The organism is Flavobacterium sp. JLP, assembly GCF_015350755.1.
Classification (GTDB): domain Bacteria; phylum Bacteroidota; class Bacteroidia; order Flavobacteriales; family Flavobacteriaceae; genus Flavobacterium.
In genome coordinates this window covers 13,312-26,694 of record NZ_JADKPS010000010.1, presented here as the reverse complement: position 1 = coordinate 26,694, position 13,383 = coordinate 13,312, and the positions used below count along the sequence as shown (strand labels likewise).

General features: G+C 34.3%; 10 protein-coding genes. 6 read left to right on the top strand and 4 right to left on the bottom strand.

Going from position 1 to position 13,383, the window contains the following annotated elements:
- The first annotated feature begins 311 nt into the window (after positions 1 to 311).
- Entirely contained in the window at positions 312 to 2,459 is a 2,148-nt protein-coding gene (locus IRZ83_RS18760) for an RICIN domain-containing protein (RefSeq protein WP_194570688.1), read from the top strand.
- 79 nt (positions 2,460 to 2,538) lie between these two features.
- Here the strand turns inward: IRZ83_RS18760 and ilvA are convergent, their stop codons facing one another.
- The 4 genes from ilvA to IRZ83_RS18740 form a co-directional block, all read right to left on the bottom strand.
- Positions 2,539 to 3,783, bottom strand: a complete 1,245-nt coding sequence (ilvA, locus tag IRZ83_RS18755; protein WP_194570687.1) for a threonine ammonia-lyase IlvA — start codon at positions 3,781 to 3,783, stop codon at positions 2,539 to 2,541.
- A 270-nt stretch (positions 3,784 to 4,053) separates the two neighbouring features.
- Positions 4,054 to 4,593, bottom strand: coding sequence for a DUF4136 domain-containing protein (locus IRZ83_RS18750; RefSeq protein ID WP_029273411.1), 540 nt, complete (start codon positions 4,591 to 4,593; stop codon positions 4,054 to 4,056).
- A 52-nt stretch (positions 4,594 to 4,645) separates the two neighbouring features.
- Positions 4,646 to 6,622, bottom strand: coding sequence for a urocanate hydratase (locus IRZ83_RS18745; RefSeq protein WP_194570686.1), 1,977 nt, complete (start codon positions 6,620 to 6,622; stop codon positions 4,646 to 4,648).
- 321 nt (positions 6,623 to 6,943) lie between these two features.
- Entirely contained in the window at positions 6,944 to 7,120 is a 177-nt protein-coding gene (locus IRZ83_RS18740) for a DUF5522 domain-containing protein (RefSeq protein WP_162789336.1), read from the bottom strand.
- Positions 7,121 to 7,235: 115 nt separating this feature from the next.
- On the opposite strand from IRZ83_RS18740, the gene IRZ83_RS18735 reads away from it, so the two are divergent.
- The 5 genes from IRZ83_RS18735 (at position 7,236) to IRZ83_RS18715 (ending at position 13,371) form a co-directional block, all read left to right on the top strand.
- Entirely contained in the window at positions 7,236 to 7,571 is a 336-nt protein-coding gene (locus IRZ83_RS18735; protein WP_194570685.1) for a hypothetical protein, read from the top strand.
- A 6-nt stretch (positions 7,572 to 7,577) separates the two neighbouring features.
- The gene (locus tag IRZ83_RS18730) at positions 7,578 to 8,474 is read left to right on the top strand and encodes a 1-aminocyclopropane-1-carboxylate deaminase/D-cysteine desulfhydrase (protein WP_194570684.1); all 897 of its coding nucleotides are present in this window, start codon (positions 7,578 to 7,580) and stop codon (positions 8,472 to 8,474) included.
- Positions 8,467 to 9,354 carry a glucosaminidase domain-containing protein gene (locus IRZ83_RS18725; RefSeq protein ID WP_194570683.1) on the top strand — a complete coding sequence of 296 codons (888 nt, stop codon included), beginning with the start codon at positions 8,467 to 8,469 and terminating at the stop codon, positions 9,352 to 9,354. Before IRZ83_RS18730 ends, IRZ83_RS18725 begins: the two co-directional genes overlap by 8 nt.
- Positions 9,355 to 9,427: 73 nt before the next feature.
- Positions 9,428 to 10,714, top strand: a complete 1,287-nt coding sequence (gene hemL / locus IRZ83_RS18720) for a glutamate-1-semialdehyde 2,1-aminomutase (protein ID WP_194570682.1) — start codon at positions 9,428 to 9,430, stop codon at positions 10,712 to 10,714.
- A gap of 176 nt (positions 10,715 to 10,890) precedes the next feature.
- Positions 10,891 to 13,371: a zinc-dependent metalloprotease gene (locus IRZ83_RS18715; RefSeq protein ID WP_194570681.1), complete on the top strand. Its 2,481-nt coding sequence runs from the start codon at positions 10,891 to 10,893 to the stop codon at positions 13,369 to 13,371.
- Positions 13,372 to 13,383 lie beyond the last annotated feature (12 nt).

Sequence of the window (13,383 nt, the reverse complement as noted above, 5' to 3'; positions counted from 1 at the left end):
TTATGAATTATTTATGCGAATATTTTTATGCGAATAAGTTTCTTAAAAACTGAATTTTAAATCTTTTTAAATAGAAGAATATTAAAATAATTTTTTGTTGAGATTTTTAATATTTAAGTGTTTGAAATATAGTTGTTTAATAAAAATAAAGATCAGTTTTTGTTAAGTTATTTTTTACAAATGATGTGTATTTGTAAAGTTTTAATTATATCGATTTCGTGAAAATTGATCTAATTTCGATTCGTTTTAATAAATTAATCATAATAAAATGAGAAAAATTTAACTATCTACAAACCAAAAACCACAAAAAGATGCACAAAATTACTCAAAAACCTACAAATCGAATACAAACAATAATAATGGTTATCCTTATTATGTTTTTGTTCATTACTAAGATGAATGCTCAAACGGTTACGCCCTGGATAACCACAAGCGATCAAACAAAATTACTGCAACAGCAGGGAACTGTAAATTTCGGAACGAATTCCGGATCCAATCCATCTACAGTTACAATTAATGCGGGAACAACCTACCAGACGATGGATGGATTTGGTTATACACTTACTGAAGGAAGCTGTGAAGTAATTAGCGGGATGGCTACAACGCAGCAAAATCAATTATTAAATGACTTGTATAATCCGACTACAGGTTTAAACGCAAATGTAGTTCGTATAAGTATTGGAGCTTCAGATTTAAGCAGTTCTTCTTATAGTTATAATGAAACTGCAGGCGATGTGAATATGAATAATTTTAGCTTGAACGGTCCTGATTTGAATTATTTAGTTCCGATTATAAAAAAGATTCTGCTCATTAATCCCAATATAAAAATACTAGCCACGCCATGGTCGGCGCCACGTTGGATGAAAACAAACAATTCTTGGTTTGGCGGAAATTTGCAGACCCAATATTATGCGGCTTATGCTAAATATTTTGTGAAATATTTTACAGCAATGCAGGCACAGGGAATTTCTATTTGGGGAATCACACCACAAAACGAACCAGAAAATCCGAATAACGAACCAAGCATGCTGATGAATTCAACAGAGCAGAAAAATTTCATTAATCAGCAACTTGGCCCACAAATGGCAGCTGCAGGTTTTGGAAATATTAAAATTATTGCTTTTGATCATAATTGTGATAATACAACATATCCTATTGATGTTTTAAATAACAGCAGTTATGTAGATGGGGCAGCTTTTCATATGTATTTAGGAAACATTTCAGCAATGTCAACAGTTCGAAATGCAACTAATAAAAATGTTTATTTTACAGAACAATACACTGGCTCAGGTGGAAGTTTTAGTGGCGATTTTGGCTGGCACATGCAAAATATAGTGATTGGAGGAACAAATAACTGGGCTAAAACAGTTTTAGAATGGAATGTTGCTAACAATTCTAGCCTAGGACCTCATACTCCTGGAGGATGTAATACTTGTTTAGGCGCGGTGACAATTAATAACAGTACAAGTTATACTAAAAATGTTGCGTACTATATTATTGGTCAAATCTCAAAATTTGTAAAGCCGGGTGCCGTACGAATAGGGTCTTCGAGTACTAGTGGCAGTATTCTATCTGTTGGGTTTAAAAATCCGGACGGATCAAGCGTACTTGTAGTATACAATTCTGCGGGATCATCAAATACTATAAAAGTTGTTTCAGGATCATCTGCATTTAATTATGCGGTTCCGGCAAATGCTGCTGTTACATTTACTTGGAGCGCTGGTACACCGCCTGCTTCTGGTTTTCCAGGATATTATAACATTATTTCAAGAAACAGCAATAAAGGTTTAGATGTTGCAGATAATTCGACAACTAGCGGAGGCCGTATTCAGCAATACGATATAACAGGCGGCGGTGGAAATAACCAGCGATGGAAATTTGTTTCTGACGGAAGCGGCAATTACTACATCATTGTAAAATCAACGGGAATGTATTTAGCGGTAGAAAATAACGGAACTGGCGATGGATTAAAAGTACAGCAAAAAACTTTTTCGGCATCTAATGAATTCAAATGGACCGTGACAGATCTTGGTGGCGGTTATTATAAAATAATTAACGTAAACAGTGGTAAATCGCTTGATGTTGAAAATGTTTCGACTGCAAACGGTGCTAACATTCAGGTTTGGAGTTATACAGGCGGATTAAATCAGCAATGGCAATTTGTTCAAGTTGAAGCTACGGCCAAAAAAGCTCTGACAATAACAGAAAATGAAAGTCCGAACGATATGGCGATTTTTATAAATTCGACTAACGATTATTTAAAAATTGACACTAATCACGAAGGAAATGGAGAAGTAGAAATATTCTCGATTAGCGGACAAAGTCTTTTAAAGAAAACGGTAAATTTTGTAAAAGGAAATCAATCTGAAATTGAAATTTCGAGATTGCCAAAAGGAGTTTATATTGTGAGAGTGAATGACAGTAAAGGTTCTTATTCTAAAAAAATAGTAAAACAATAATTACAGATTTAGAATTCAATTAGTAATTTTATATTGATTTAAAAGGCTGCCTGATTTTATTTCAGACAGCCTTTTTGTTTTATCCAATTAACTGGGTAAACAAATCTTGATTGTCATTTAAATAGTGAAACTCAAAACCATTTTTAGTCATATTCATTTTAATTGCTAAAATATCTTTCTTGTTTTTTAATTCTAAACCAACTACAACGGAACCAACTTCGCGGCTGTTTTTCTTCGCAAATTGAAAATAAGTGATGTCATCATCTGGGCCTAAAATATTATTAACAAATTCTTTTAAAGCGCCTGGACGTTGTGGAAACTGAATCATAAAATAATGCATTAAACCTTCATAAAGCAAGGAACGCTCTTTTATTTCGGCAGTTCTTTCGATGTCGTTATTGCTTCCGCTGACAACACAAACGATATTTTTGCCTTTAATTTTGTCTTTATAAAAATCCAAAGCAGCAATCGTCAAAGCTCCTGCAGGTTCTACAACCATTGCTTCTTCATTATACAAACGTAAAATTGTAGTACAGACTTTTCCTTCGGGAACCAAAATAATATCTTCTAAATTTTCTCGGCAGATTTCAAAAGTTTTATCACCCACTTGTTTGACAGCAGCGCCATCTACAAATTTATCGATTGTAGTTAGCGCGGTATTTTTGTTTTCTTCAATAGAAGTTTTCATCGAAGGAGCACCTTTTGGCTCAACGCCAATGATTTTAGTATCCGGGCTTAAATGTCTAAAAACTTCAGATAAGCCAGAAGCAAGCCCGCCGCCGCCTATTGGCACAAAAACATAGTCAATTGGCTCTTTAAAACTTTCTAGAATTTCTAACCCAACCGTTCCTTGTCCAGCAATTACTTTTTCATCATCAAAAGGATGAATAAATGTTTTGTGATTTTTGATGGCATCAGCAGTTGCAGATGCGTAGGCATCATCAAAAGTGTCTCCAGTCAGTACAATTTCAACAAACGATTTTCCGAATAATTGTACTTGCTTTACTTTTTGTTTTGGAGTGGTTTTTGGCATATAAATTTTGCCTTGTATATGAAGTAGATTACAAGAATAAGCAACACCTTGCGCATGATTTCCTGCACTGGCACATACAATTCCGTTAGCTTTTTCTTTTTCGTTTAACGAAGAAATTTTGTTGTAAGCACCTCTAATCTTATACGAACGCACAATTTGCAAATCTTCTCTTTTTAATAAAATAGTGGCTTTAAATTCGTCTGAAAGATTTAAATTTTGCGTGAGTGGAGTAGCAGCAACTACATTTTCGAGCTGTTTTTTAGCTGCGAGTACTTCGTTAAATAAATTCATGGTGTTTGTTTTTATTTTTTTGCCGCAGATTTAAAGGATTATAATGATTGTTAATCTGTGGAATGTGCAAATCCGCGTCAAAAAATATATTGTTTTTTAATCTTTTAAAAATAAAAAAACCTCCCGACTTGGGAGGTTCTTATAAATTATATTTTTACTTATTTATATAACACCTCGCCATTATTGCTGAATTGCAATAATGCTGATAATAGCGATGATAATGTTATTAAAGTTTGTCATTTTTTGTTTTTTGAAAAACAAATGTATTAATTATTTTTTTACCGGAGGATATTGCGCTAAAACTTTCGTTACAATTTCGTTAACTCTCTCGTCTTTTTTATCAACGTTTTTAGTTAAGGTTGCAACACCTTCTCCTTGCCAGATCATTTCTTTCTTTTTAGCATCAATCAAATCGATGAACAAAGTTCCCTCTGTAGAAGTTGAGACAGTAGTTTGATTTCCTCCATACATCATGTAAGGATTCCATCCCCATCCCCAACCGTAACCCCATCCGGCGCTAAATTGGTTTACATTAACTTGTTCTCTTGATTTTGTAAAAATATTTACTAATAAATCTGGGTTTTCACTTTTAGTAAAACCTTTGGCTTGCATTTGGGCGTCTATTGCGTGTAAAATACGTCTCTTATCCAAATCAGAAATTTCAACCTTGTCGATTCCAGGCTTAAAAAAAGCATAAGTTTTATAAGGCGCAAAATCTACGTTTTTATCATAATCAGAATAAACACTGACCGTGCTGCATGAGGCAAGTAATAAAAGCAAAAAAACGGGCACTAATTTGAATGTTTTCATATATTTAAAAATTTTAATGTTCTCATTTTTAGTTAAATAAGAAATCTTTGGGCTAAAGCAGACTTTCGTCAACTATATTAGGCAAAGTTACTTTTAGTAAAGGCTGAACTTCCATCGCTCTTTTTATAGCAAAAATAGCTTCGTCATTTCGAGCCCAGCTTCGTCTTGAAATTCCGTTATTAACATCCCAGAAAAGCATTGATGCTAAACGCTTTGAAGCTTCTTTAGATCCATCAAGAACCATACCAAAACCACCGTTTATAACCTCTCCCCAGCCAACGCCACCGCCGTTGTGAATAGAAACCCAAGTAGCGCCTCTAAAGCTGTCTCCAATTACGTTTTGAATCGCCATATCGGCTGTAAAACGCGACCCGTCATAAATGTTAGAAGTCTCTCTGTAAGGAGAGTCAGTTCCTGAAACGTCGTGATGATCACGTCCTAAAACAACGGCTCCAATTTCGCCTTTGGCAATTGCCTGGTTAAAAGCTTCTGCAATTTTAATTCGGCCTTCAGCATCGGCATATAAAATTCGGGCTTGAGAACCTACGACCAATTTATTTTCCTGCGCGCCTTTAATCCATTTAATATTATCCTGCATTTGCTGCTTAATTTCTTTTGGAGACGTTTTTGCCAATTCTTCTAAAACCTGACTTGCAATCGTATCTGTTTTTTGTAAATCTTCGGGTTTTCCAGACGTACAAACCCATCGAAAAGGTCCAAATCCATAATCAAAACACATTGGTCCCATAATATCCTGAACATAACTCGGATATTTAAAATCGATATTATTTTCGGCCATTACATCTGCACCGGCGCGTGAAGCTTCTAATAAAAAGGCATTTCCGTAATCGAAAAAGTAAGTTCCTTTTGCGGTATGTTTGTTAATGGCTTTTGCTTGTCTGCGCAACGATTCCTGTACTTTTTCTTTGAATAATTCAGGATTATTGGCCATCATTTCATTAGCTTCTTCAAAGGTAATTCCAACCGGATAATAACCTCCAGCCCACGGATTATGTAATGAAGTCTGATCAGATCCTAAATCAATTTTGATGTTTTCTTTGTCAAAACATTCCCAAACATCAACCACATTTCCTAAATAAGCAATCGAAACTACTTCTTTATTGGCTTTCGCCGAATTTACTCTTTTAACCAATTCTTCTGTCGAAGTTACAATTTCATTAATCCATCCTTGCTCGTGACGAATTTTAGTGATTTTCGGATTTACTTCGGCGCAGACCGTAATACATCCGGCAATATTTCCTGCTTTTGGCTGTGCGCCAGACATACCGCCAAGTCCGGAAGTTACAAAAAGATTTCCTTCTGGATTTAATTTTATTTTTCTAAAACCATTCAAAACCGTAATTGTAGTTCCGTGTACAATTCCCTGCGGGCCAATGTACATATAACTTCCTGCGGTCATTTGTCCGTATTGCGAAACGCCCAGAGCATTCATTTTTTCCCAATTGTCAGGTTTGGAGTAATTCGGGATTACCATTCCGTTTGTAACCACAACTCTTGGCGCTTCTTTATGCGATGGAAACAATCCCATCGGATGTCCTGAGTACATCGTTAAAGTCTGCTCATCTGTCATTTCAGACAAATACTGCATTGTCAATAAATATTGTGCCCAGTTTTGAAAGACAGCACCGTTTCCGCCGTACGTAATCAATTCATGCGGATGTTGTGCCACGGCATAATCCAAATTATTCTGAATCATGTGCATAATGGCTTTTGCCTGCAATGATTTCCCCGGATATTCATCAATTGGCCGCGCGTACATTTTGTAATCAGGACGAAAACGATACATATATATACGACCGTATTTTTCTAATTCTTCTGAAAATTCAACAATTAATGCAGCATGATGTTTAGCTTCAAAATAACGCAAAGCATTTTTTAAAGCCAGTTTTTTTTCTTCTGCCGAAAGAATATCTTTTCGTTTTGGTGCATGATTAATAGTTGAATCGTATTCTTTTTTTGGAGGTAAGATGGAAGGAATTCCTTCTTGTATTTGTTCTTTGAAAGTCATTTTTTTTTAGATTTTTAGATATTAGATCGTTAGACTTCTTAGATTTTTAGAAGTACAAATCATATAGCTATTTTAAAAGTTAATTTTAAGTTCATTTTGAAGAATTATCTCATTTTCAAATTGACACATTTCATAATTAAAAAAAACTAAGGATAACGAATATCCGACCTATGATAGGATTTGTGGATTTTAATCCTAAATTTTCTTGAACGAATATCCATGTAAATATTTTAGATTTTAGTCCCGATTCCGAAACCTCGGGACGGAATATTTTAGATTGCTGAATTATCTAATTTTCAATTGACACATTTTCTAATTATACTATTTCCTAATCCTGCCTGTTTTTTTGTCGAATCCATACGGACAATGGCGACAGCCGCTTTTGCAGCAGTAACCACGTTTTAAATGGTGTTTTTCTGTAAAGCATTTATAACCTTCGGGTGTATAGTAAAAATCTTCACCTTCGATTAATTTATTTTCATTACTTTGCTCTTTCATAAATCTGCTTCGCGTTCTATTTTAATAAACTTAAAAATCAAAAATATAATATTTGATTATGATTTTATTGAAATCGAACAATTTTATAGCTACAAATTTATAATTTTTACAGCCAATGTTTCTGATTGTTGCCAAATATTTAATTCCGAAAGGATATCGTGGAATGGCTGTATTTCCGTTTGTATTGATGAAATATGATTTGGATAAAAAAAATGAAGTTTTTGTTAATCATGAAAAAATTCATTTAAGACAGCAGTTAGAACTTTTGATAATTCCGTTTTTTGTGTTCTATTTTCTAGAGTATGTAGTGCGTTTAATTCAATATAAAAATGCAGCTTTAGCCTATCGAAATATTAGTTTTGAAAGAGAAGCTTACGCAAACGAAACCAATTTGAATTATCTGAAAAACCGATCATTTTTTCAATTTCTAAAATACATCACTTTAAAATAAAACCTTTTGAACCAAGAAATTCATATCAATTTCGCCAATAATATCACATTGGCAATAAAACGCGAAGATTTAATTCATCCGTTTATTTCTGGGAATAAATTCAGGAAATTGAAATATAATTTGCTTCAGGCAAAAGCCGAAAATAAAGAAACTGTTTTAACATTTGGCGGTGCATTTTCCAACCATATTGCCGCTGTTGCATATGCTGGAAACGAGCAGGGTTTTAAAACCATCGGAATAATTCGTGGTGATGAGCTTTTTGATAAAATTGAAGAAAATCCTACTTTGAAATTTGCTCAGGAAAACGGAATGCAATTTGAATTTGTTTCGAGAGAAGAGTATCGTTTAAAAAGCGAAAATTCGTTTATTGAAAAACTAAAAGGGAAGTTTGGCGATTTTTATTTAGTACCTGAAGGCGGTACAAATGAACTCGCTGTAAAAGGCTGTGAAGAAATTTTAACCGATGAAGATGCCGTTTTTAATTATGTTTGCTGTGCAGTTGGAACTGGTGGCACGATTTCTGGATTGATTAATAGTGCGCATGCAAATCAGAAAATTTTAGGATTTCCGGCGTTAAAAGGTGACTTTTTAAACGATGAAATTCGTATTTTTGCCAAAAAAGATAACTGGAATTTAATTTCTGACTATCATTTTGGAGGTTATGGAAAAATAAATTTAGAATTAATTGAATTTATTAATGCTTTTTTTGAAGAAAATAAAGTGCCCTTAGATCCAATTTATACAGGAAAAATGGTTTTTGGCGTTATAGATTTAATCGATAAAAATTATTTTCCGGCAAATTCAAAAATTTTACTCATTCACACTGGCGGATTACAGGGAATTGAAGGAATGAATATGAAGTTGAAGCAGAAAAAATTACCAATACTCAAAAGGAATGTTTAAAAAAATTATAATAGTTTTCATAATTGCAACGTTGGCAAGCTGTTCTTCTAGCAAACCTGCTATTGCAACAACCAAAAAGCAAGCAGCTGCAGTGCAGAAACCCAGGACGGCCGCGACGAAAAAGCAAACTCCTGTTAAGCCAATCGGCAAAAATTATCCTTCTACAAATATTACAACTGAGGTTATTCAATCTACTTCAAAAACTGTTGTTACCAGCGATTTAATTAATAATTATATTTTGCAGTACAAAGATATTGCAATGGGAAATATGCAGAAATATGGTATTCCTGCAAGTATAATTTTGGCACAAGGAATTTTAGAATCGGGTGCTGGAAAAGGAGATTTGGCTTTAGAGGCTAATAATCATTTCGGAATAAAATGTCATAAAGACTGGCTAGGAGAAAGTGTTCGTCATGATGACGATTCAGCTCAGGAATGTTTCAGAAAATATAAAGAAGCAGCAGAATCATACCGTGATCACGCCTTGTTTTTAGTTGGAAAGAATAGATATGCCACTTTATTTACTTATGAAAAAGACGATTACAAATCTTGGGCAAAAGGTTTAAGAACGGCAGGTTATGCAACAGATCCGAATTATCCAGATAAATTAATCAGCTATATTGAGCGTTATAATTTGCATCAATACGATTGTCAGGTTACGGGAAAAGATTATACTCCCATTAATAAATCAACTTCAGTAAAAAATTCACCGTCAAACTCAAACTCAAGTTCAAACGATCCTAATATATATGAAGTTCAAAAAGGCGATACGCTGTATTCAATTTCAAAAAAATTCAATCTATTAGTTGATGACCTAAAACTGAAAAATAATCTTTTAGATAATACACTTTCAGTAGGGCAGAAGTTGAGAGTAAAGTAGTTTTCAAGTCTCAGTCACAGTTTTCCAGTTTCGGAACAATCTAAAATCTAATATCAGAAATCTAAAATAAAAAATGATATATAAAAGAAGTAGTCAGCTTTTTGCTGAAGCAGAAAAAGTAATTCCAGGAGGAGTAAATTCACCAGTAAGAGCGTTTAAGGCAGTTGGCGGAACTCCTATTTTTGTAAAAAGTGCCAAAGGTGCTTATTTATATGATGAAGATGGAAATAAATTAATCGATTATATCAATTCTTGGGGACCAATGGTTTTGGGTCATGCATATCAGCCAGTGGTTGATGCCGTAATCGAAAAAGCAAAATTGGGAACTTCATTTGGAATGCCAACAGAACTAGAAACAGAAATCGCAGCTTTGGCCGTTTCTATGGTTCCAAATATTGACAAAATCAGATTCGTAAATTCAGGTACAGAAGCTTGCATGAGCGCGATTCGTCTTGCAAGAGGATTTACAAAAAGAGATAAAATCATCAAATTTGCAGGCTGTTACCACGGACATTCGGATTCATTTTTGATTCAGGCTGGGAGTGGAGCTGTAACTTTTGGATCTCCAAATAGTCCAGGCGTTACAGAAGGTACCGCAAAAGATACTTTATTGGCGAAATACAATGATTTAGAAAATGTAAAAACTTTAATTGAAGCTAATAAAGGAGAAATTGCAGCTATTATTATTGAGGCAGTTGCCGGAAATATGGGCTGTATTCCGCCTCAAAAAGGTTTTTTAGAAGGTTTAAGAGAATTGTGTACAGCAAACGGAATTTTATTGATTTTTGATGAGGTTATGACCGGCTTCCGTTTGGCGCGTGGCGGCGTTCAGGAATTATATAATATTAATGCTGACATTGTAACTTTTGGAAAAGTAATTGGCGGTGGATTGCCAGTTGGTGCTTTCGCAGCTCGTGCTGAAATTATGAATTATCTTGCACCTCTTGGTCCAGTTTATCAAGCTGGAACATTATCTGGAAATCCTTTGGCTATGGCTGCAGGTTTAGCGATGCTGCAATCTTTAAATAATGATCGTGAAATTTTTACGCGTTTGGAGGAAAAAACAGCTTATTTAGAAGCTGGAATCGATCGCGTTTTAAAAGCAAATAATGTTGTTTTTACCATCAATAGAGTAGGGTCTATGATCTCTGTTCATTTTGATGAAAATCCTGTTGTAGATTTTCAAACAGCTGCAAAAGGAGATAATGAAACATTCAAGAAATTCTTCCACGGATTGTTGCAGGAAGGCATCTATATCGCGCCATCAGCATATGAAACTTGGTTCATTACAGATGCATTAACATACGAAGATTTAGATTTTACTATTAATGCAATTGATAAAGTTTCAAAAACATTTTAATATAGAATTCGAATAATTTACTTTGAGGCTTGACTTTTTAATTAAAGTTGAGCCTTTTTTATTGCTTTAAATTTGATTTTTTTTAGTTAATAAAAAGTTAATGAGCGGTTATTTACTTGTATAATTGTAATCAAAAATTATTTTTGTTTATCAAATAACCACTAAACCTACAGTAAATGAAGAAATTTTTCATTTTATCTACAATGGCCGCTTTTGTGCTGTTTCCAACCCATCAATTTGCCCAATCTACAAAGAAAAAATCTAAAAAAGACGAGACAGCTGTTGCTCCTCCGCCAGAGAAAAAATCAGAATCAACTATTAAAGAATACAGCAAAGTAATTACAAAAGATGCTATATCTGACGAAGGACTTTTTACAGTTCACAAAGTAGATAAAAAGTATTACTTCGAGATTCCGAATAAATATTTGAACAAGGATATGCTTTTAGTAAGCCGACTTTCTAAACTGCCTTCTAATTTAGGAGGAGGATATGTAAATGCGGGTTCTGAAACAAATGAACAATTAATTGTCTGGCAGCGCTTTCAGGATAAAATCCTTATCAAATCAAAATCATATAATTCAGTTGCCAATGATACTTTGCCGATCAGCATTTCGGTTAAATCAAACAATTATGAGCCAACTTTATTTGCTTTTGATATTGTTGCTTTCAGTAAAGATTCAGCAAATACTGTCATCGATGTAACTAAATTTTATAGTACAGATGTAAAAGCAATCAGCGGCATTTCTGCAGAAATGCGTGAAACCTATAAAGTAAAAGGGCTTGATGATTCGAGAAGTTTTATCAATACAATCAAAAGTTTTCCGATGAATATCGAAGTGATTCAGGATATGACTTATAATGCTTCGAAACCTTCAATTTTAGAAGACACAGAATCGATAAGTATTCAAATGAATCAATCGATGGTTTTATTGCCAGAAGTGCCGATGAAACCAAGATTAGCAGATCCGAGAGTTGGATTTTTTACAGTGAGTCAATACGATTATGGGAGCAATGAATTAAAATCAGATCTTAAAACGTACATCCGCCGTTGGCGATTAGAACCGAAAGATCCTGAAGCTTATAACAGAGGAGAATTGGTTGAACCAATAAAACCTATTGTTTATTATTTAGATCCGGCAACTCCTGAGAAATTGAAAAAATACATCAAACAAGGAATTGAAGAATGGCAGAAACCTTTTGAAACGGCAGGATTTAAAAATGCAATTATTGCAAAGGATGCACCAACAAAAGAAGAAGATCCAGATTTTAGTCCAGAAGATGTTCGTTATTCGGTAATTCGTTATGTAGCAAGTACAACTAGAAATGCGGTGGGACCAAGCGTTTCAGATCCGCGTACAGGAGAAATTATCGAAAGTGATGTTATCTGGTACCACAATCATTTGCGTTCGTATAGAAACCGTTATTTGTTAGAAACTGGTGCTGCAAATCCAAAAGCTAGAACTTTGCAGACCAGCGACGAAGAAATGGGCGAAATGATGCGAATGGTAATTGCTCACGAAGTAGGTCATGCTTTAGGTTTTCCTCATAATATGGGCGCCAGCTCTTCTTATGATTGTGAAAGTTATAGAAATGGAGAATTTACACAGAAAAATGGTATATCGCCAAGTATAATGGATTATGCCCGTTACAATTATATTGCACAGCCTGGTGATCAAAATATTCGTTTTATTCGTAAAATGGGAGCATATGATCATTATGCTTTGAATTGGGGTTACAGAGTAATTCCGAATGCGAAATCTCCACAAGATGAAACGCCAACTTTAGACAAATGGGTTTTAGAAAAAGCTGGAAATCCAATTTATAAATTTGGAAAACAAAGCAGTGCATTTGATCCTTCTTCTCAAACAGAAGATATTGGAAATAATTCAATGAAAGCGAGCACATACGGACTTAAAAATCTAGAATATGTGGCAAATCATTTAAGTGAATGGACGAGTAATGTCACAAATAATTACGATGATTTAGATGAGTTGTATAAAGAAATGCTAGATGTTTGGAGCCGATATGTAGGTCATGTTGTAACGAATGTTGGAGGTGTTTATGAAAATACAAAGAATCCAAATCAAGCTGGAAATGTTTATGAAGCAGTGCCAAAAGCAAGACAAATTGAAGCAATGAATTGGCTTCAGGCAAATGCTTTTGCATCGCCAACCTGGATTGTAAATGTAAATACTTTAAAAAATACTGAGTTTGCAGGATATACAGAAACGTTTAGAAATATTCAGGTAAAACAATTGAATAGTTTGTTGAGTTTAGGACGTATAGGCAGATTAATGGATAATGAAATACTAGGAGCAGATACTTACAAAGCATTGGATTTCTTTAAAGACATCCGAAAAGGAATTTGGAAAGAAGCCGGAACAGCAACAAACGTTACTATTTACCGCAGAAATCTGCAGAGAGGGTATATTGATAGGATGGGAGCCTTGATGACGGAGGAAATTAAACCTAACGACAGATCTACCATTTACTATAATGTTTCTCAATCTGATCTTAGAGCTTTAGTTAGAGGTGAATTAACCGCTCTGAAAAAATCACTTACAGCGGCAAAAGCGTTGGGTGTAAATACAGAAACAAAATACCATTATGAAGATTGTATCAAAAGAATTGATTTGATTTTAAATCCGATAAAATAATAAAAACAAAAA